General features: G+C 68.2%; 16 protein-coding genes and 1 pseudogene. 9 read left to right on the forward strand and 8 right to left on the reverse strand.

What is annotated here, in order from left to right:
* Nucleotides 1-101 precede the first annotated feature (101 nt).
* Entirely contained in the window at nt 102-1304 is a 1203-nt protein-coding gene (locus tag Q0599_RS21810) for an ammonium transporter (protein WP_298834426.1), read from the forward strand.
* Between the two features lies 1 nt (nt 1305).
* Here the strand turns inward: Q0599_RS21810 and acnA are convergent, their stop codons facing one another.
* Genes acnA through serC form a run of 3 tightly spaced genes read right to left on the reverse strand, consistent with a single transcriptional unit; the run spans nt 1306 to nt 6314 of the window.
* Nucleotides 1306-4038: an aconitate hydratase AcnA gene (gene acnA, locus Q0599_RS21815; RefSeq protein ID WP_298834429.1), complete on the reverse strand. Its 2733-nt coding sequence runs from the start codon at nt 4036-4038 to the stop codon at nt 1306-1308.
* 7 nt (nt 4039-4045) lie between these two features.
* Nucleotides 4046-5239 carry a phosphoglycerate dehydrogenase gene (locus tag Q0599_RS21820; RefSeq protein WP_298834432.1) on the reverse strand — a complete coding sequence of 398 codons (1194 nt, stop codon included), beginning with the start codon at nt 5237-5239 and terminating at the stop codon, nt 4046-4048.
* Nucleotides 5232-6314 carry a 3-phosphoserine/phosphohydroxythreonine transaminase gene (serC, locus tag Q0599_RS21825; RefSeq protein WP_298834434.1) on the reverse strand — a complete coding sequence of 361 codons (1083 nt, stop codon included), beginning with the start codon at nt 6312-6314 and terminating at the stop codon, nt 5232-5234. Before serC ends, Q0599_RS21820 begins: the two co-directional genes overlap by 8 nt.
* Before the next feature lie 156 nt (nt 6315-6470).
* On the opposite strand from serC, the gene Q0599_RS21830 reads away from it, so the two are divergent.
* Together Q0599_RS21830 and sbcB are read left to right on the forward strand one after the other, a co-directional pair.
* A complete protein-coding gene (locus tag Q0599_RS21830; RefSeq protein WP_298834437.1) occupies nt 6471-7148 on the forward strand; it encodes a DUF6781 family protein in 678 nt (225 codons plus the stop codon).
* Nucleotides 7149-7186: 38 nt separating this feature from the next.
* Nucleotides 7187-8632 carry an exodeoxyribonuclease I gene (gene sbcB, locus Q0599_RS21835; protein WP_298834440.1) on the forward strand — a complete coding sequence of 482 codons (1446 nt, stop codon included), beginning with the start codon at nt 7187-7189 and terminating at the stop codon, nt 8630-8632.
* 15 nt (nt 8633-8647) lie between these two features.
* Here sbcB and Q0599_RS21840 read toward each other — a convergent pair whose 3' ends face one another.
* The 5 genes from Q0599_RS21840 to Q0599_RS21860 form a co-directional block, all read right to left on the reverse strand.
* Nucleotides 8648-9967, reverse strand: a complete 1320-nt coding sequence (locus Q0599_RS21840) for a hypothetical protein (protein WP_298834443.1) — start codon at nt 9965-9967, stop codon at nt 8648-8650.
* A 142-nt stretch (nt 9968-10109) separates the two neighbouring features.
* A complete protein-coding gene (acnB, locus tag Q0599_RS21845; RefSeq protein WP_298834446.1) occupies nt 10110-12701 on the reverse strand; it encodes a bifunctional aconitate hydratase 2/2-methylisocitrate dehydratase in 2592 nt (863 codons plus the stop codon).
* 175 nt (nt 12702-12876) lie between these two features.
* Complete coding sequence (locus Q0599_RS21850) at nt 12877-13359, reverse strand: hypothetical protein (RefSeq protein ID WP_298834448.1); 483 nt, start codon at nt 13357-13359, stop codon at nt 12877-12879.
* A 159-nt stretch (nt 13360-13518) separates the two neighbouring features.
* Nucleotides 13519-14514, reverse strand: a complete 996-nt coding sequence (locus Q0599_RS21855) for an aldolase/citrate lyase family protein (protein WP_298834451.1) — start codon at nt 14512-14514, stop codon at nt 13519-13521.
* A gap of 97 nt (nt 14515-14611) precedes the next feature.
* On the reverse strand, nt 14612-15598 hold the full coding sequence (locus tag Q0599_RS21860) for a malate dehydrogenase (RefSeq protein ID WP_298834453.1): 987 nt from the start codon (nt 15596-15598) through the stop codon (nt 14612-14614).
* A 162-nt stretch (nt 15599-15760) separates the two neighbouring features.
* Here Q0599_RS21860 and Q0599_RS21865 point away from each other — a divergent pair, with 162 nt between their 5' ends.
* The 6 genes and pseudogenes from Q0599_RS21865 to Q0599_RS21890 form a co-directional block, all read left to right on the forward strand.
* Entirely contained in the window at nt 15761-16504 is a 744-nt protein-coding gene (locus Q0599_RS21865; RefSeq protein WP_298834456.1) for a GntR family transcriptional regulator, read from the forward strand.
* A 116-nt stretch (nt 16505-16620) separates the two neighbouring features.
* The gene (gene sdhC / locus Q0599_RS21870; protein WP_298834460.1) at nt 16621-17043 is read left to right on the forward strand and encodes a succinate dehydrogenase, cytochrome b556 subunit; all 423 of its coding nucleotides are present in this window, start codon (nt 16621-16623) and stop codon (nt 17041-17043) included.
* Nucleotides 17044-17053: 10 nt separating this feature from the next.
* Entirely contained in the window at nt 17054-17416 is a 363-nt protein-coding gene (gene sdhD, locus Q0599_RS21875) for a succinate dehydrogenase, hydrophobic membrane anchor protein (RefSeq protein ID WP_298834463.1), read from the forward strand.
* Nucleotides 17417-17420: 4 nt separating this feature from the next.
* Entirely contained in the window at nt 17421-19214 is a 1794-nt protein-coding gene (gene sdhA / locus Q0599_RS21880) for a succinate dehydrogenase flavoprotein subunit (RefSeq protein ID WP_298834465.1), read from the forward strand.
* An 8-nt stretch (nt 19215-19222) separates the two neighbouring features.
* Nucleotides 19223-19927 carry a succinate dehydrogenase iron-sulfur subunit gene (locus Q0599_RS21885; RefSeq protein WP_298834467.1) on the forward strand — a complete coding sequence of 235 codons (705 nt, stop codon included), beginning with the start codon at nt 19223-19225 and terminating at the stop codon, nt 19925-19927.
* A 13-nt stretch (nt 19928-19940) separates the two neighbouring features.
* Nucleotides 19941-20195: pseudogene (locus Q0599_RS21890) on the forward strand (succinate dehydrogenase assembly factor 2); the annotation flags it as partial.
* Between the last annotated feature and the right edge of the window lie 79 nt (nt 20196-20274).

Consider the following 20274-nt stretch of genomic DNA (forward strand, 5'->3'; position numbering starts at 1 on the left):
GCTCTGCCTGCACCAATCAAGGCATGACACTTGCTGTCCTGGTGCGCCTTCGTCCGTTCTCGGTGCGACAGGCACGACAAGAACGCACGAGGAGCCACCGCATGGATCAGGTCAAGCAGGGTACCGACGCCCTGTTCATTCTGCTGGGCGCGATCATGGTGCTGGCGATGCACGCCGGCTTCGCGTTCCTGGAACTCGGCACGGTGCGCAAGAAGAACCAGGTCAATGCGCTGGTGAAGATCCTCGTCGACTTCGCCGTCTCGACGATCGCCTACTTCTTCGTCGGCTACACGGTGGCCTATGGCATGAGCTTCTTCGCCGGCGCCGAGACGCTGGCGGCGAAGAATGGCTACGAACTGGTGAAGTTCTTCTTCCTGCTCACCTTCGCGGCGGCGATCCCGGCCATCGTCTCCGGCGGCATCGCCGAGCGCGCGCGCTTCGGCCCGCAGCTGTTCGCCACCGCGGTGGTCGTCGGCGCGATCTACCCGCTGTTCGAGGGCGCGGTGTGGGGCGGACGCTTTGGCCTGCAGGGCTGGATCGAATCGGTGGCGGGCGTCGCCTTCCACGATTTCGCCGGCAGCGTGGTGGTGCACGCGGTGGGCGGCTGGATCGGCCTGGCTGCGGTGCTGCTGCTGGGCGCCCGTGCCAACCGCTACCGCAAGGACGGCGGCATGAGCGCGCACCCGCCCTCGAGCATTCCCTTCCTCGCGCTCGGCGCCTGGGTGCTGGCCGTGGGCTGGTTCGGCTTCAACGTGATGAGCGCGCAGACCATCGACAAGATCTCCGGACTGGTGGCGGTGAACTCGCTGATGGCCATGGTCGGCGGCACGCTCGTGGCGGTGCTGCTCGGCAAGAACGACCCCGGCTTCGCCTACAACGGGCCGCTGGCCGGGCTGGTGGCGGTGTGCGCGGGGTCCGACGTGATGCACCCGGCCGGCGCGCTGGTCACGGGGGGCGTGGCCGGCGCGATCTTCGTCGTGCTGTTCACGCTGACGCAGAACCGCTGGAAGATCGACGATGTGCTCGGTGTCTGGCCGCTGCACGGCCTGTGCGGCGCCTGGGGCGGCATCGCCTGCGGCATCTTCGGGCAACAGGCGCTCGGCGGCCTGGGTGGCGTCGGCCTGCTCGCGCAGCTGATCGGCACCCTGGCCGGCGTCGCCTGGGCGCTGCTCGGCGGCGTGGTCGTCTACGGCGGCATCCGCGCCGTGACCTCGCTGCGCCTCACGCCCGAAGAGGAACACGACGGCGCCGACCTGTCCATCCACAGGATCGGCGCGACGCCGGAGCGCGAGGCGAGCTGGTAGCTCAGGCCAGCAGCTGCCGCAGCACGAACGGCAGGATGCCGCCGTGCAGGTAGTAGTCCACCTCGATCGGCGTGTCGATGCGCAGCGTCAGCGCCACGCGTTGCGTCGAGCCGTCGGCGCGATGGATCACCAGTGAGGCATCGGCCTGCGGCCTGAGCTCGGCGCCGAGGTCGATGTCGATCAGCTCGCCGCCGGTCAGCCCCAGCGCTTCCCACGAGTCGCCGCCCTTGAACTGCAGCGGCAGCACGCCCATGCCGACGAGATTGCTGCGGTGGATGCGCTCGAAGCTCCTCGCCACCACCGCCCGGATGCCCAGCAGCTGCGTGCCCTTGGCCGCCCAGTCGCGCGACGAGCCGGTGCCGTACTCCTCGCCGCCGAAGATCACCGTCGGCGTGCCCGAGGCCATGTACTTCATCGCCGCGTCGTAGATGGGCAACTTCTCGCCGGCGGCGACGGAGGCGCCGCCTCTCGGCGCGGGCTGCAGCAGCGTCACGCCGCCTTCCTCGCGCGAGCCGTCGGCCAGCGGCGGGATCATCAGGTTCTTGATGCGCACGTTGGCGAAGGTGCCGCGCACCATCACCTCGTGGTGGCCGCGCCGCGAGCCGTAGCTGTTGAAGTCGGCCTTCATCACGCCGTGCGCCTTCAGCCACTGTCCGGCCGGCGAACTCTCCTTGATGGCGCCCGCCGGCGAGATGTGGTCGGTGGTGATCGAGTCGCCGAACAGGGCCATGATGCGCGCGCCCTCGATCTTCAGGCTCACCGGCTTCGGCTCGGGCGTGAAGCCGTCGAAGAAGGGCGGCCTGGCGATGTAGGTCGAGGCGGGCCAGTCGTAGACCTGGCCGCTCGTGCCCTCGATCGCGTTCCACAGCTGGCCCGGCTGGCTCCTGACCTTCTCGTAGTTCGCCTTGAAGGCCTGGCCGTCCATGGCGTACTTCATCAGCGCGTGGACCTCGTCGCTCGTCGGCCAGATGTCGCCGAGGTAGACCGCGCGGCCGTTCGTGCCGGTGCCTACCGGCTCGGTCATCAGGTCGCGCATCACGTTGCCGGCGATCGCGTAGGCCACCACCAACGGCGGGCTGGCGAGGAAGTTGGCCTTCAGGTTCGGATGGATGCGCGCCTCGAAGTTGCGGTTGCCCGACAGCACGGCGGCGCAGACGAGGTCGTTGCCGGTGATCGCCTCGTTGATCTCCGCTGCCAGGTCGCCGGCGTTGCCGATGCAGGTGGTGCAGCCGTAGCCGGCGAGGTAGAAGCCGAGCTTCTCCAGGTAGGGCAACAGGCCGGCCTTTTCGAGGTATTCGGTGACGATGCGCGAGCCCGGCGCGAGCGAGGTCTTGACGTGCGGCTTCACCGTCAGCCCGGCGTTCACCGCCTTCTTGGCCAGCAGACCGGCGGCGAGCAGCACGCCCGGGTTGCTGGTGTTGGTGCAGGAGGTGATGGCGGCGATCAGCACGTCGCCGTGGTGCAGCGTGATGCCGCTGGCGGTGGTGACCGGCGCATCGAGCCTCCCGGCCGGCTGGTTGAATCCGTTGGCGGCCACCGGCGCGCTGAACAACTCGCCGAACTTTGTCTTCACCTGGCCGATCTCGATGCGGTCCTGCGGCCGCTTCGGCCCGGCCAGGCTGGGGGCGACCGTGCCGAGGTCGAGCGTCACCACCTGGCTGTAGTCGATCTCGCCGGCCTGGGCCACGCCGAACAGGCCCTGCGCCTTGAAGTAGGCCTCGAAGGCCTCGATCTCGCTCTTCTTGCGCCCGGTGCCCTTGAAATACTCGACGGTGCGCTCGTCGACCGGGAAGAAGCCCATCGTCGCACCGTACTCCGGCGCCATGTTGGCGATGGTGGCGCGGTCGGGCAGGGCGAGCGTGCGCGTGCCTTCGCCAAAGAACTCGACGAACTTGCCGACCACCTTGTGCTTGCGCAGGATCTCGGTGACGGTGAGCACCAGGTCGGTGGCGGTGACGCCCTCGCGAAGCCGGCCGGTGAGCTCGAAGCCGACCACGTCGGGCGTCAGGAAGTACACCGGCTGGCCGAGCATGCCGGCCTCGGCCTCGATGCCACCCACGCCCCAACCGACCACGCCGATGCCGTTGATCATCGTCGTGTGGCTGTCGGTGCCGACCAGCGTGTCGGGGTAGCACACGCCGTCGCCGCGCCGGTGCACGCCGCGCGCGAGGTACTCGAGGTTGACCTGGTGCACGATGCCGAAGCCCGGCGGCACCACGCCGAAGGTGTCGAAGGCCTGCATGCCCCACTTCATGAACTCGTAGCGCTCGCGGTTGCGCTCGAACTCGAGCTTCATGTTCAGGTCGAGGGCGTGCTTGTTGCCGTAGTGGTCGACCATCACCGAGTGGTCGACGACGAGGTCGACCGGCACCAGCGGCTCGATCGCCTTCGGGTTCTTGCCCATCGCGGCGGCGACGTTGCGCATCGCCGCCAGGTCGGCCAGCAGCGGCACGCCGGTGAAGTCCTGCAGCACCACGCGGGCGACGACGAAGGGGATCTCGTCGCTGCGCTCGGCGTTGGGCCTCCAGTTCGCCAGCTGGGCGACATGCTCCGGCGTGACCTTCCTGCCGTCGCAGTTGCGCAGCACGGACTCCAGCACGATGCGGATCGACACCGGCAGGCGGCTCACCGCAGGATGCCGCGTCGCCAGCGCGGGCAGCGAGAAGCAGCGACCCTCCCTGCCCGAGGCCGTCCTGAAGTTGCGGAGTGTCGAGGCGAAGGGATGGGCAGTCATGAGTTTCCTAGGTGACCGTTGGCAGGTAGCGCACCGAGAGCACGCCCTCGATCGAGCCGATGTCGGCCAGCACGGCGTCGGCCACCGGGCTGTCGACGTCGACCAGGGTGTAGGCCATCTCGCCGCGCGACTTGTTGACCATGTTGTGGATGTTCAGCCCGGCACGCGCCATCGCGGTGGAGATCTGGCCGAGCATGTTGGGCACGTTGGCGTTGGCGATCGCCACACGGTAGGCCGATTCGCGCGCCATGGCCACGGCGGGGAAATTCACCGCGTGGGCCACGTTGCCATGTTCGAGGAAGTCGCGCAGCTGGTCGACCACCATCACCGCGCAGTTCTCCTCCGCCTCGCGGGTGGAGGCCCCGAGGTGGGGCAGCGCGGTCACGCGGGGCTGGCCGTGCAGCGCGGCGCTGGGGAAGTCGCTCACGTAGTGGCCGAGCGCGCCGCGCTGCAGCGCGCCGAGCACGGCGGCGTCGTCGACCACGCCGTCGCGCGAGAAGTTCAGCAGCACGCCGTGGCGCTTCATCTGGCCGAGCTTGTCGGCGTCGACCAGGTGGCGCGTGGCCGGCAGCAGCGGCACGTGCAGCGTCACGAAATCCGCGCGCCGCAGCACCTCGGCCACGCTGTGCGCGCGGCCGACCTGCGCGGGCAGGCGCCAGGCGGCGTCGATGGAGATCTCTGGGTCGAAGCCGATCACCTCCATGCCGAGCTTGATCGCCGCGTCGGCCACCAGCGAACCGACCTTGCCCAGGCCGATCACGCCCAGCGTCTGGCCGGCCAGTTCGCGGCCGGCGAAGGCCTTCTTGCCGTCCTCGACGCGCTGCTCGAGTCCGGGCGCCGAGGGGTCGAGCGTGCGCACGAAGTCCAGTGCCGCGCTCAGGTGGCGCGCGGCGAGCAGCATGCCGGCGAGCACCAGTTCCTTCACCGCGTTGGCGTTCGCACCCGGCGTGTTGAAGACCGGCACGCCGCGCGCGCTGAGCGCGGCGACGGGGATGTTGTTGACACCGGCGCCGGCGCGGCCGACGGCGCGCACGCTGGCCGGGATCTCGCGGCCGTGCAGGTCGGCCGAGCGCAGCAGGATGGCGTCGGGCCGCTCCAGGTCCTTGCCCGTCAGGTAGCGCCCGGCCGGCAGCCGCGACAGGCCGCTGGCCGAGACCTGGTTGAGCACCAGGATCTTCAGGGGTGCCGGTGCGTCAGCCATGACTCGCCTCGAACTCCCTCATGTAGTCCACCAGGGCCTTCACGCCCTCGATCGGCATGGCGTTGTAAATCGAGGCGCGCATGCCGCCCACCGAGCGGTGGCCCTTGAGCTGCACCATGCCGCGCGCCTGCGCCCCCTTGAGGAAGGCATCGTCGAGCGTGGCGTCCTGCAGCTTGAAGGGTACGTTCATCAGCGAACGGCAGTCGCGGGCGACCGGGCTCGAATAGAAGTCCTGGCTGTCGAGGTAGTCATAGAGGATCGCTGCCTTGGTGCGGTTGTGTGCCTCCATCGCACTCAGGCCGCCCTGCGCCTTGATCCACTTGAACACCAGCCCGGCGACGTAGATCGCGTAGGTGGGCGGCGTGTTGAGCATCGAGTCGGCCTCGGCCTGCAGCTGGTAGTCGAAGGCCGAGGGCGTGATCGGCAGGGCGCGGCCGAGCAGGTCGTCGCGCACGATGACGATGGTCAGGCCGGCCGGGCCGATGTTCTTCTGCGCACCGCCGTAGAGCAGGCCGTACCGGGTGACGTCCAGCGGTCGCGAGAGGATGTTGCTGGACACGTCGGCCACCAGCGGCACCTCGCCCACGTCGGGCGTGAAGTGGTACTCGACGCCGCCGATCGTCTCGTTGGCGCAGATGTGCACGTAGGCGGCGTTCGGGTCGAGCTTCCAGGTCGCCCGGCTCGGGATGCTGGTGTAGTTCGTGTCCTTGGCGCTGGCGGCCACGTTCACCGTGCAGTACTTTCCTGCTTCCTGGATCGACTTCTTCGACCATTCGCCGGTGTCGATGTAGTCGGCGCTCGTCCTGCCGCGCAGCAGGTTCATCGGCACGATGGCGTTCTCGCCGATCGCGCCGCCCTGCAGGAAGAGGATGCGGTAGTTCTCCGGCACGGCGAGCAGCTCGCGCAGCAGCGCCGTCGCCTCGGCATGGATGGCGATGAACTCCTTGCCCCGGTGGCTCATCTCCATCACCGACATGCCCGAGCCCTGCCAGTCGAGCATCTCTTCGGCGGCCTGGCGCAGCACGGGCTCGGGCAGGGCAGCCGGGCCGGCGCTGAAGTTGAAAACGCGGGTCATGGAACGGGTCTCCGGAGCAGGGGCGGGAAAGGGGCCCACAGCATAACCAGATTCAGTGCGCGTTCGATGACGCCGGCCTCTGGCGCCGCGCCGCATTTGGTGACAGCATTCCGGCGCTCGTCCCACCACCCCCGAAGAACCACCAGGAGACTCGCCATGCAGAAGTCCGGCATCGACCAGGACGCCTTGATCCAGATGTTCGCCAACGCCAGCTCCGGCGCCACCGACCAGGTGCGCAAGGGCGTGACCCAGGCGACGCTCGCCGCGCTGCAGGGCCGCGAGCTCAGCCTGAAGAACATCCGCTCGGTGCTCAAGACGGTGGCGCAAGCCGCCTCCGCCGGCGCGGCACAGAACAAGATGCCCGACATCGACGTCGAAGATCTGCTCGACAAGGCGGTGGTCGGCATGGACGAGGCGCTGCTCAAGGCGGTGGAGGCCAACCGCGTGGCACTGCAGCAGTTCGTCAACCAGGGCGCGGACCTGCGCGAGAAGAATCTGAAAAAGGCGCTCACCGACCTGGAGGCGATGGAGGACAGCTTCATCGGCGCGGTGAAGAAGGCCGCCGAATCGGCCGGCACGCAGGCGGCGTCGCAATGGGCGCCGGTGCTGGAGAAGATGCAGGCCGGCGGCACGCTGTCCGGCGCCAAGGCAGCGACCACCGCCGAACAGTTCGTCCAGCAGATGCAGACGGCCATGCGCGACAGCCGCGCCGCGAGCCTGAAGGCGGCGCAGACGCTGGCCGAGAGCTACGCGGCGCTGGTCAGCGGCGTGCTGATCGGCATGTCCGACGCGCTGGCGCAGGGCGGCACGGCCAAACCCCGCGGCAGGAAGTAGGCAGCAGGCGCGGGCAGCGGCTGGGGTATCGTGCCGGGATGAGCGATCCCGGCGCCGACTTCTCGTTCTTCTGGCACGACTACGAGACCTTCGGCCGCGTGCCGCGCCGCGACCGGCCGGCGCAGTTCGCCGGTGTCCGCACCGACGCCGAGCTCAACGAGGTCGACGAGCCGGTGATGCTGCATTGCCGGCCGCCCACCGATGCGCTGCCCGACCCCGAATCCTGCCTGCTCACCGGCATCACGCCGCAGCACTGCCTCGAACATGGCATCCCCGAGCATGCCTTCGCCGCCGCCATCGAGGCGCAGCTCGCGAAGCCCGGCACGGTGGGAGTGGGCTACAACTCGATCCGCTTCGACGACGAGGTGACGCGCTTCCTGTTCTGGCGCAACCTCATCGATCCCTACGCGCGCGAGTGGCAGAACGGCTGCGGCCGCTGGGACCTGCTCGACGTGGTGCGCTGCACGCGCGCACTGCGGCCCGAGGGCATCGAGTGGCCGGTGAATGACGAGGGCAAGGCCTCGTTCAGGCTGGAGCACCTGACCGCCGCCAACGGCCTCGCGCACGAGGCGGCGCACGATGCGTTGTCCGACGTGCGCGCCACCATCGCACTGGCGCGCTTGATCCGCCAGCGGCAGCCGCGGCTGTGGGAGTTCTGCCTGAGGCTTCGTCGCAAGGAGGCGGTGCTCGCCGAGATCGGCAGCGACCGGCCGTTCCTGCACGTGTCGGGCATGTACGCGCCGGAGCGCGGCTGCTTGGCGGTGGTGTGGCCGCTGGCGCCGCACCCGACCAACAAGAACGAGCTGATCGTCTGGGACCTCGCCGCCGACCCGCAGGAACTCTTTGCGCTCGACGCCGAGACGATCCGCGCGCGCCTGTTCAGCCGCGCCGATGCGCTGCCCGAAGGCGTGCCGCGTCTGCCCATCAAGACCATCCACCTCAACAAGTCCCCCGTCGTCGTCGGCAACCTGAAGGCGCTGAACCCGGCCATGGCCGAACGCTGGGGCGTCGACCTCGCGCAGGCGACGCGACATGCACAGGCGGCGGCAAGCGGCGCGTCGCAGCTGGCCGGCCGCTGGGCCGACGTGTTCGAGCGCCCGGCGCCGACCTCGGCGATCGACGTCGACGAGGACCTCTACGGCGGCTTCGTCGGCCATGCCGATCGCGGCCGGCTGCAGCGGCTGCGCGAGTTGCCGCCCGATCGACTGGCCGCGCGCAGGACCGGCTTCGACGATGGGCGACTGGAGGAACTGCTGTTCCGCTATCGCGCGCGCAACTTCCCGGAGACGCTCGCGGACGACGAGCGCGAGCGCTGGGCGCAGCACTGCTTGCAGCGGCTGCACGAAGGCGCGGGCGGCGCGATGACGGTGGCGGACTTCCTGGAGCGCATCGACGCGCTCAGCGACACCGCGGACGAGCGCGGCGAGGAGATCCTCGCCGCCTTGTACGACTGGGCCGAGCAGATCGCGCCGGAGCGGCCCTGATCGCGCGGGCGGCGCTCAGGGCGCCGACTGCAGTGCGCCGACCTTGCCCGCCCCGCCGCCGATGGCGCGCCACGCGAAAGGCTGCGGCGAGTCGTTGAGGTAGTTCGGGTCGAGCACCGAGGCCAGGCCGATCTGAGCCTGCAGCGTGGCATTCGGCCAGAAGCTGGGCGCGGCGATGTTGTCCGCGCCGGGCACGTTGGAGGCGCTCGAGACGATGTTGTTCGACTGCACCACGTTGGCAAGCACGAAGCCGTCCCTGACCAGCGCGGGCGAGCCCGTGCCGGCGAACAGGTTGGCGGTCATCTTCACCGACTGGGTGTTGGCCGGGGCTGACAGGAAGCCACCCCCTGACCAGGTCATCACCAGCGTGTTGTGCACCATCTCCACTGTGTTGATTGACCAGCGGATGCCCTCGGCGCCGAACGCGATGGCGGTGGAGTTGTCGGCGTTCGGCCCCTTGTGGTAGAAATTGCCGCGCAGGTACACCACGCCGCCTTCCGGGAAATCGTTCAGATAGCTGGAGGTGCCGGAGGGGCCATCCATAAAGTAGCTGTTCTCGATGAAGTTTTCCTTGGCGCGGCTCTTCAGGTTGTGGCCGATCTTCGCCTCGTGGAAGAAGCTGCGCGTGACCGTCAGCCGACCGGCTCGGCCAATGTAGATGTTGTGCGACTGGCCGTCGCCATACCCATTGCGAGCAAACTCCGATCGATCGATGACCACCGACGCGGTGGCGTCGTCCGGCCCGAGAATCCCGTTCTCATTGTCGTAGAAGCCGCTGTTGAGGATGGTCAGGCTGCCGGTCTGTTCGGCGCGAATACCGGCACCGTTCTGGTCGGGTACCGACGTGTCGTGGAACTCGATGCTGTCCACCGTCACGTTTGATCCGGTGATGACCCAGAGCCCCTTGCCTCCAGCGCTCTTGCCGTCGGCATATAGCCTGGCGCGGCCGCCGATGCCGCAGATCGTCAGGTTGTTGGCCGACCAGGTCGTCACGTCGCCGCGGTAGTCTCCTGCAGCGATCTTCACCACATCGCCTGACTGCGCGATCGCCGCCGCGGCGCTGGGCACTGCAAAGGCTTTGCCGGGGCCGACCTCGAGTACCCGCCCGGTGGCGTTGTTGCAGGCCGAGCCGGTCGTCGCAGGAGCCGGTGCCGGTGCCGGTGCCGGTGCGGGTGCGGGTGCGGGTGCGGGTGCGGGTGCGGGTGCGGGTGCGGGTGCGGGGGACGGCGCTCCGCCCGCCGCAGGGGCGGGTGAACTGCCGCCGCCGCAGGCGACCAGCAGTGCGCTGGCGTGCAGGAGGACGAGGTGGATCGATCGCTGGAACGGATGGCGCATGGCCGCGTGAATGCCGGGAAGCGGGAACAGTGCGAATGCTAGTCCGGTGGCGCCGAGGTGTGTAACCAAAGCCGCGACCAGGGTCTCCCAAAACGCGCACGGCCCGCCGAAGCGGGCCGTGCCACAGACGATCAGCGCCGTATCAGACCGTCACCGACTTCGCCGTCTCCGCGTACTCCTCGATCTGGTCGAAGTTCATGTAGCGGTAGACGCTGGCCGCGTCCTTGTTGATGATGCCCATCTCGGACTGGTATTCGGCCACGGTCGGGATGCGGCCCAGCTTGGAGGCGATCGCCGCCAGCTCGGCCGAGGCGAGGAACACGTTGGTGTTCTTGCCCAGTCGGTTGGGGAAGTTGCGCGTGCTGGTGGAGACCACCGTCGCGCCCTCGCGCACCTGCGCCTGGTTGCCCATGCACAGGCTGCAGCCCGGCATCTCGGTGCGCGCCCCGGCGGTGCCGAAGGCGGCATAGTGGCCTTCCTTGATCAACTCGCTCTGGTCCATCTTGGTCGGCGGCGCGACCCACAACTTGACCGGGATGTCGCGCTGGCCGCCGAGCAGCTTGGCCGCGGCGCGGAAGTGGCCGATGTTGGTCATGCACGAGCCGATGAAGGCCTCGTCGATCTTCGTGCCGGCCACTTCACTCAGCAACTTGGCGTCGTCCGGATCGTTCGGGCAGCACAGCACCGGCTCCTTCAGCTCGTTGAGGTCGATCTCGATGACGGCGGCGTACTCCGCGTCCTTGTCGGCCTCGAGCAACTGCGGGTCGGCCAGCCACGCCTCGACCTTCTTAATGCGGCGCTCCAGCGTGCGCTTGTCCTGGTAGCCGTCGGCGATCATGTTCTTCATCAGCACGATGTTCGACTTCAGGTACTCGACGATCGGTGCCTTGTCGAGCTTGATCGTGCAGCCGGCGGCAGAACGCTCGGCGCTCGCATCGGACAGCTCGAAGGCCTGTTCCACCTTCAGGTCCGGCAGGCCCTCGATCTCGAGGATGCGACCGCTGAAGATGTTCTTCTTGCCGGCCTTGGCCACGGTCAGCAGGCCGGCCTTGATGGCGTACAGCGGGATCGCGTGCACCAGGTCGCGCAGCGTCACGCCCGGCTGCATCTGGCCCTTGAAGCGCACCAGCACCGACTCGGGCATGTCCAGCGGCATCACGCCGGTGGCCGCGCCGAAAGCGACCAGGCCGGAACCCGCCGGGAAGCTGATGCCGATCGGGAAGCGGGTGTGCGAGTCGCCGCCGGTGCCGACGGTGTCGGGCAGCAGCAGGCGGTTCAGCCAGCTGTGGATCACGCCGTCGCCCGGGCGCAGCGCGACGCCGCCGCGGTTGCTGATGAAGGCGGGCAGCTCGCGGTGCGTCTTCACGTCCACCGGCTTCGGGTAGGCGGCGGTGTGGCAGAACGACTGCATCACCAGGTCGGCGCTGAAGCCCAGGCAGGCCAGGTCCTTCAGTTCGTCGCGCGTCATCGGGCCGGTGGTGTCCTGGCTGCCGACGGTCGTCATCTTCGGCTCGCAGTAGGTCCCCGGGCGCACGCCCTGGCCTTCGGGCAGGCCGCAGGCGCGGCCGACCATCTTCTGCGCCAGCGTGAAGCCGGCCTTCGTCGCCGCCGGCGCCTGCGGCAGGCGGAACACGGTGGAGGCGCTCAGGCCGAGGAACTCGCGCGCCTTGGCCGTCAGCGAGCGGCCGATGATCAGGTTGATGCGGCCGCCGGCGCGCACCTCGTCGAACAGCACGTCGCTCTTCAGCTTGAACTCGGCGACTGTCTGGCCGTTCTTCACCAGCTTGCCGTCGTAGGGAAGCACCTCGATCACGTCGCCCATATCGAGCTTCGACACGTCGACCTCGATCGGCAGCGACCCGGAGTCTTCCTGCGTGTTGAAGAAGATCGGCGCGATCTTGCCGCCCAGCGTGACGCCGCCGAAGCGCTTGTTCGGCACGAAGGGGATGTCCTGGCCGGTGGCCCAGATCACGCTGTTGGTGGCGCTCTTGCGGCTCGAACCCGTGCCGACCACGTCGCCGACGTAGGCGACCAGGTGGCCCTTCTTCTTCAGGTCCTCGATGAACTGCATCGGGCCGCGCTTGCCGTCCTCCTCGGGCTTGAAGGCTGCGTCGGGACGGGTGTTCTTCAGCATCGCCAGGTAGTGCAGCGGGATGTCCGGGCGGCTCCAGGCGTCGGGCGCGGGCGAGAGGTCGTCGGTGTTCGTCTCGCCGGGCACCTTGAAGACGGTCACGGTGATGGCCTTGGGCACCTCGGGCCGGCTGGTGAACCACTCGGCGTCGGCCCAGCTCTTCATCACCTCCTGCGCCTTGGCGTTGCCGGCCTTGGCCTTCTCGGCAACGTCGTTGAAGAAGTCGAACATCAGCAGGGTCTTCTTCAGTGCCTCGGCGGCGACGCCGGCGACTTCCTTGTCGTCGAGCAGTTCGATCAGCGGGTGCACGTTGTAGCCGCCGACCATGGTGCCCAGCAGCTCGGTGGCCTTGGCCTTGGAGACGAGTCCGACCTTCAGGTCGCCGTGGGCCACGGCGGCGAGGAACGAGGCCTTGACCTTGGCCGCGTCGTCCACGCCCGGCGGCACGCGGTGCGTCAGCAGGTCCAGCAGGAAGGCGTCCTCGCCGGCGGGCGGGGCCTTGATCAGTTCGATCAGCTCGGCGGTCTGCTTGGCATCCAGCGGCAACGGCGGGATGCCGAGGGCGGCGCGTTCGGCGGCATGTTGGCGATAGGCTTGCAGCATGAGGGGCTCCGGTGGCGTTGCGGTGTCGCGGGCGGGTCTTCGGGTTACCCCGATATTTTATATCTTATATAAGACTTGAGGAAGCATCGCAGTGGTGGCTGACGCCGGACTGTCGCTCCACTCGCAAGCAAAGAAAAGGCCCGCCGGAGGCGGGCCTTTGCGGGAGCGGCGGAGCTTACTTGGCGGCGGCGAGGGCGGCGCTCTTCTGCTTCTCGTGCACGCAGCCGTCGACCACGCGGCGTCCGGCCTTCTGGTCCATCAGCATCGACTTGTTGGCGATCTGCAGCAGCATCGTCTGCCCCTTCACGTCCTCCAGGCGCAGTGCACCGGTGGACGACAGCACCGGTTTCATCGTCCAGACGTGCTTCTGGTGCCTGACGTCGACGTAACCGTTCGCCTTCGGGTTCATCGACACGTCGATCGACTGGCTGAACTCGCACTGGTACTCGCCGAGGTAGGTGCGTTCTGCCGCAGCCATCTGGTCGGCGTCGGCGGCGGGCAAGGCGACGGTGGCCGCAGCGGCTGCAGCCTTGGGCGCGGACTTCTTGGCCGCCACTTTCTTGGCTGCAGGCTTCGCCGGCGTGGCGGTCTGCGCTACGGCAACGGTGGCGCCCAGGCAGAGGGCGGCGGCGACGGCAAGGGTGGTCTTCAGGTTCATGGTCGGTGTGCGCAAGCGCGTGTCGAGTGACGGTGGCCGCAGCATGAGGCTGCCCGACAGCGTACTGCAACCAATTGCTGCGCGGTGGACCGCGCGCTTACAAGTGCAAACGTGGATGGGCCGCCGTCCGTGGTGCTTGCCACAGTCGGCGGACACCGCTCAGGCCGGGGAGGCCTCGAACCAGGCGCGACGGACTTCCGCCGGCAGCGGCTGGCCGGTGCGGTGGGCGCGCTCCAGCACCTGCCAGAAGTAGCGGTAGCTGGCGCGGTCGTGCAGCGTGTCGCGGTGGCGGATCGGCGCCCACTGCGCGGCCTGGGCAGCGCGCACGATCTCGATGGCGAGGTCGACCTCCGCGGCGGTCGGCGCGAACGCGTCGACGATGGTGAGCACCTGGTCGGGGTGGATGCTCCACATGCGCGTGTAGCCAAATTCGCGCGCGGCGCGCGTCGCCGCCGCCGCCAGCGCGTGCAGGTCCTTGAACTCGGTGACCACGCAGTGCGAAGGCGTCTTGCCGTGCGCATGGCAGGCCGCCGAGATCTCCAGCTTGGCGCGCACCACCAGCGGATGGGTGAACTGGCCCTGGGCGCTCATCGCCGTGGCCGGGATGGCGCCTCGGTGGGCCGAGACGAAGTCCATCAGCCCGAAGGACACCGACTCGATGCGCGGATGCGCGGCGATCGCATCGACCTCGCGCAGCGCGCCATGCGTCTCCACCAGCACATGCACGGGGATCTGCCGGCCGTGGCCGTGGATGCGCACGAAGTGGTCGATCTCCTCGCAGGCGCGCGTGGCATCCGCCAGGCCGCGCGGCTTGGGCACCATCAGGTAAGCCAGCCGCGCGCCGGCACGGCGCACCAGCGTGTCGACGTCGTTCGCGAAGGCCGGGTGGCCGACGGGGTGCACGCGTGCGCCGACGCGGCCATGCCGGTTGGCGGCCGACATCACCAGTTCGGCGCAAAGGTGCGCATGCTCGGCTTCGCCGCCGACCGGCGCGCCGTCCTCGCAGTCCAGCGTGACGTCGAACACCGGCCCGAGGTCGCCCTGCAGCTCCAGGCTCTTGCGCATGCGCGCCTCGACGCCGGAATAGTGGTCGCACACCGGCAGGGCCGGCGCGCGATCGTCGGCGTCGAAGAGGGCGTCGCGAGGATGGGTCATGAGATCACGGCGTGCGGGGCTCGCGGCGGCCGCAGCATCGGCAGGGGCGGGCGCTGCGGCGGCCCGGCGCGATGGCCCGACACGCGTTCTCATCGGGTCAGAGCAGGTGCTTGACGCCGTCCTGCTCGCCCTGCAACTCGGCCAGGGTCTTGTTGATGCACTCCTGGCTGAAGGCGTCGATCGGCAGGTCCTCGACGATCTTGTACTGGCCGCCCTCGCAGGTGACCGGGTAGCCGAACATCACGTCCTTCGGGATGCCGTATTCGCCATTGCTCGGCACGCCCATGGTGACCCACTCGCCGTTCGTGCCCAGCGCCCAGTCGCGCATGTGGTCGATGGCGGCGTTGGCGGCCGAGGCGGCCGAGGAGAGGCCGCGCGCCTCGATGATGGCGGCGCCGCGCTTGCCGACCGTGGGCAAGAACACGTCCTTGTTCCACACCTGGTCGTTGATCATGTCCTTCACGCTCTTGCCGTCGATGGTGGCGAAGCGGTAGTCGGCGTACATCGTCGGCGAGTGGTTGCCCCACACGCACAGCTTCTTGATCGAGGCCACCGGCTGGCCGGTCTTGGCGGCGACCTGGCTGGCGGCGCGGTTGTGGTCCAGGCGCAGCATGGCGGTGAAGTTCTCGCGCTTCAGGCTCGGCGCGCTCTTCATCGCGATGTAGGCGTTCGTGTTGGCCGGGTTGCCGACCACCAGCACGCGCACGTCGCGGCTGGCCGACTTGTCCAGCGCCTTGCCCTGGGCGGTGAAGATCTGCGCGTTGGCGGCCAGCAGGTCGGCGCGCTCCATGCCGGGGCCGCGCGGGCGGGCGCCGACGAGCAGCGCATAGTCGGTGTCCTTGAAGCCGGTCTCCGGGCTGGCATGGGCCTCCATGCCGGCCAGCAGCGGGAAGGCACAGTCCTCGAGTTCCATCATCACGCCCTTGAGCGCCTTCTGCGCCTTCTCGTCCGGGATCTCCAGCAGTTGCAGGATCACGGGCTGGTCCTTGCCCAGCATTTCGCCGGAGGCGATGCGGAACAGCAGCGCGTAGCCGATCTGGCCGGCAGCGCCGGTGACGGCGACTCGAACGGGTTTCTTGCTCATGGAGGGCTCCGGAAGAGGGGAAATGGGTCTTGGAGGGGGTCAGGGCGCGAGTGTAGGACGAAGCCGGCCGCGGGGCGAGGGGAATCCCGAGTCTTATGTCTTCTATAAGACATCTGTCAGCTGATTATGGACGATGGGCGCCCGTTGTGTTGCAATCCGCCCATGTCGACCGTCGCCACCGAGACCGCCAGCCCGGCCTTCAGTCCGCTGTACCAGCAGATCAAGGCGCTGATGGTGCGCGACCTGCAGGCCGGCGTGTGGCGCCCCGGCGAGGCGATCCCGAGCGAGACCGAACTCGCGGTGCGCTTCAAGGTCAGCCAGGGGACGGTGCGCAAGGCCATCGACGAACTCGCCACCGAGAACCTGCTGGTGCGCCGCCAGGGCAAGGGCACCTTCGTCGCCACCCATGCCGAGCAGACGACGCAGTTCCGCTTCCTGCGCCTGCAACCGGACGATGGCGTGGCCAGCGGCACGCAGCGCCGCTTCATCGACTGCCGGCGCCTGCGCGCGCCCGCCGATGTGGCGCGCGCGCTCGGACTGCGGTCGGGCGATGCGGCCATTCAGGTCAAGCGCGTGCTGTCGCTGCGCGGTTCGCCGGTGGTGTTCGACGAGATCTGGCTGCCGGCGGCGCCATTCAAGGGCCTGACCGCGGAGAAGCTGTCGGGCTATCGCGGCCCGATGTACGGGCTGTTCGAATCGGAGTTCGGCGTGCGCATGATCCGCGCCGAGGAGAAGATTCGCGCGGTCGCGGCGGAAGGGCAGGCGGCCGAACTGTTGGCGGTGCCGGTCGGCGCGCCGCTGCTGTCGGTCGAGCGGCTGTCGCTCACCTACGGCGACAAGCCCGTCGAATTGCGTCGTGGCCTCTACAACACCGCGGCGCACCACTATCGCAACGAACTGAGCTGACGCACCTTCGAATCGCAGCGGCGCCATGGTGCGCAAGCACCGTGCAAGGCTGCTGCAGTGCAATAGAATCGTTTGGTTTCGCGTTGATTACACCTTCACCGAAGACAAGGATGGGCATGGCAGACACCCTCAAGCAGCGGCCCCAGTTCCGCAACATCCACGTCTCCCAGATCGTCGCGTACCGCCTGCCGCCCGCGGGCATCGTGTCGATCCTGCACCGCGTCAGCGGCGTGCTGATGTTCCTGCTGATGCCGTTCATCATCTGGATGTTCGACGCCAGCGTGACCTCGGAGATTTCCTACGCGAAGTTCCAGTCCGCCTTTGTCGCCGGCGTGGGCATCCTGCCCGGTTGGTTCCTCAAGCTCGTCGTGCTGGGGCTGATCTGGGCCTACCTGCACCACCTGATCGCCGGCATCCGCCACTTGTGGATGGACTCGACGCACGCGGTCACCAAGGAGTTCGGTCTCCGCTCGGCCATCGTCACGCTGGCGCTGAGCGTGCTGCTCACGCTGGCACTGGGCTTCAAGCTGTTCTTCTGAGACTCCGCTCATGGCACAGAACTACGGATCCAAGCGCATCGTCGTCGGTGCGCACTACGGCCTGCGCGACTGGCTCGCGCAGCGCATCACCGCGGCGCTGATGGCGCTGTTCACCCTCGCGCTGATCGTGCAGGTGCTGCTGCCCGGCGAGATGGGCTACGACAAGTGGGCCGGCATCTTCAGCCGGCAGTGGATGAAGGTGCTGACCTTCGTCGTCATCGTCTCGCTGCTGTACCACGTCTGGGTGGGCATGCGCGATGTCTGGATGGACTACGTGAAGCCGGTGGCGATCCGCCTCGTGCTTCAGGTGTTCACCATCGTGTGGCTGGTGGGCTGTGCGGGTTGGGCCATCCAGGTTCTCTGGAGACTGTGATTCCATGACTACCAACAACGTCTCGAAGCGCAAGTTCGACGTCGTCATCGTCGGCGCCGGCGGCTCCGGCATGCGCGCCTCGCTGCAACTCGCCCGCGCCGGCCTGAACGTCGCCGTGCTGTCCAAGGTGTTCCCGACGCGCTCGCACACCGTGGCGGCGCAGGGCGGCATCGGCGCCTCGCTGGGCAACATGAGCGAGGACAACTGGCACTACCACTTCTTCGACACGGTCAAGGGCTCCGACTGGCTGGGCGACCAGGATGCCATCGAGTTCATGTGCCGCGAGGCGCCGAAGGTGGTCTACGAACTCGAGCACTTCGGCATGCCGTTCGACCGCAACGCGGACGGCACGATCTACCAGCGCCCGTTCGGCGGACACACCGCCAACTATGGCGAGAAGCCGGTGCAGCGCGCCTGCGCCGCAGCCGACCGCACCGGCCACGCGATGCTGCACACGCTGTACCAGCAGAACGTCAAGTCGCGCACCAACTTCTTCGTCGAGTGGATGGCGCTGGACCTGATCCGTGACGCCGAGGGCGACGTGGTCGGCGTCACCGCGCTCGAGATGGAGACCGGCGAACTGCACATCTTCGAGGCGAAGACCGTGCTGCTGGCCACCGGCGGCGCCGGCCGCATCTTCGCCGCCAGCACCAACGCCTTCATCAATACCGGCGACGGCCTGGGCATGGCGGCGCGCGCCGGCATTCCGCTGGAGGACATGGAGTTCTGGCAGTTCCATCCCACCGGCGTGCACAACGCCGGCGTGCTGCTCACCGAGGGCTGTCGCGGCGAAGGCGCGATCCTGCGCAACAGCAGCGGCGAGCGCTTCATGGAGCGTTATGCGCCCACCCTGAAGGATCTGGCGCCGCGCGACTTCGTGTCGCGCTGCATGGACCAGGAGATCAAGGAAGGGCGTGGCTGCGGGCCGAACAAGGACTACATCCAGCTCGACATGACGCACCTCGGCGCCGAGACGATCATGAAGCGGCTGCCGAGCGTGTTCGAGATCGGCCACAACTTCGCCAACGTCGACATCACCAAGGAGCCCATTCCTGTGGTGCCGACCATCCACTACCAGATGGGCGGCATCCCGACCAACATCCACGGCCAGGTGGTGGTGCCCAAGCACGGCGAGCCGAACGCGGTGGTCAACGGCCTCTACGCGGTGGGGGAGTGTTCGTGCGTGAGCGTGCACGGCGCGAATCGGCTGGGCACCAACTCGCTGCTCGACCTGCTGGTGTTCGGCCGTGCCGCCGGCAACCACATCGTCGACAGTGCGCTGAAGACGAAGAGCCACAAGCCGTTGCCCGCCGACGCCGCCGACCGCACGCTGTCGCGCCTGGCCCGCTACGAGAAGAGCGTCAGTGGCGAGTACGCGCAGGACGTCGCCAACGACCTGCGCAAGGCCATGCAGCAGCATGCCGGCGTGTTCCGCACCCAGGCCTCGATGGATGAAGGCGTGGTCAAGGTCAAGGCGATCGCCGAGCGCGTGAAGGCGATCCACCTCGCCGACAAGTCCAAGGTGTTCAACACCGCACGCATCGAGGCGCTGGAGGTGGAGAACCTGATCGAGTCGGCGCTGGCGACGATGGTCTCGGCCGCGGCGCGCCACGAGAGTCGCGGCGCCCACACCGTCAACGACTACGGCGACACCCCGGAGCACCCGAACGGCCGCAACGACGCCGAGTGGATGAAGCACACGCTGTGGTACAGCGAGGGCAACCGCCTCGACTACAAGCCGGTGAACCTCAAGCCGCTGACCGCGGAATCGATTCCCCCGAAGGTCCGTACCTTCTGAGCAAGATCATGGCCAAGCGAACCTTCCAGATCTACCGCTACGACCCCGACACCGACGCCCGGCCGCGCATGCAGACCCTCGAGGTCGAGCTCGACGGCAGCGAGCGCATGCTGCTCGACGCGCTGATGAAGCTGAAGGCCGTCGACCCGACCCTGAGCTTCCGCCGCAGCTGCCGCGAGGGCGTGTGCGGCTCGGACGCGATGAACATCAACGGCAAGAACGGCCTGGCGTGCCTGACGAACATGCGCACGTTGCCGGATGTCGTGGTGCTCAAGCCGCTGCCCGGCCTGCCGGTGATCCGCGACCTGATCGTCGACATGACGCAGTTCTTCAAGCAGTACCACTCGATCAAGCCCTACCTCGTCAACGACGAGCCGCCGCCCGACAAGGAGCGCCTGCAGTCGCCCGAAGAGCGTGACGAGCTCAACGGCTTGTACGAGTGCATCCTGTGCGCAAGCTGCAGCACGTCCTGCCCCAGCTTCTGGTGGAACCCGGACAAGTTCGTCGGCCCGGCCGGGCTGCTGCAGGCCTACCGCTTCATCGCCGACAGCCGCGACCAGGACACGGCCGGGCGTCTCGACGACCTCGAGGACCCGTACCGCCTGTTCCGCTGCCACACGATCATGAACTGCGTCGACGTCTGCCCCAAGGGCCTGAATCCGACGAAGGCGATCGGCAAGATCAAGGAACTGATGGTCCGCCGCGCGGTGTGATCGCAGTACTGCCATGACCGCGCTGATCGACGAACGAGCCCTCTCGAAGTTGCGCTGGCGTTGCCGCCGCGGCCTGCTGGAGAACGATCTGTTCGTCGAGCGCTTCTTCGCGCGCAGCGCGGGCCGCGTCTCCGAGCAGCAGGCCGCGGGCATGGTGGCGCTGATGGACCTGGCCGACAACGATCTGCTGGACCTGCTGTTGCGACGCAAGGAGCCCGAGGGCGAGCTGGCGCGCGACGACGTGATCGAGGTGCTCGACCTGATGCGCACGCCGATCGATCAGTGCCTGAGACAAGACGACGAAGGGCCGACACGAGCCCGCCTGGTGGAGACAAGCCCGGCCTCAA

This window comes from uncultured Piscinibacter sp. (assembly GCF_937952055.1).
GTDB lineage: Bacteria > Pseudomonadota > Gammaproteobacteria > Burkholderiales > Burkholderiaceae_C > Piscinibacter.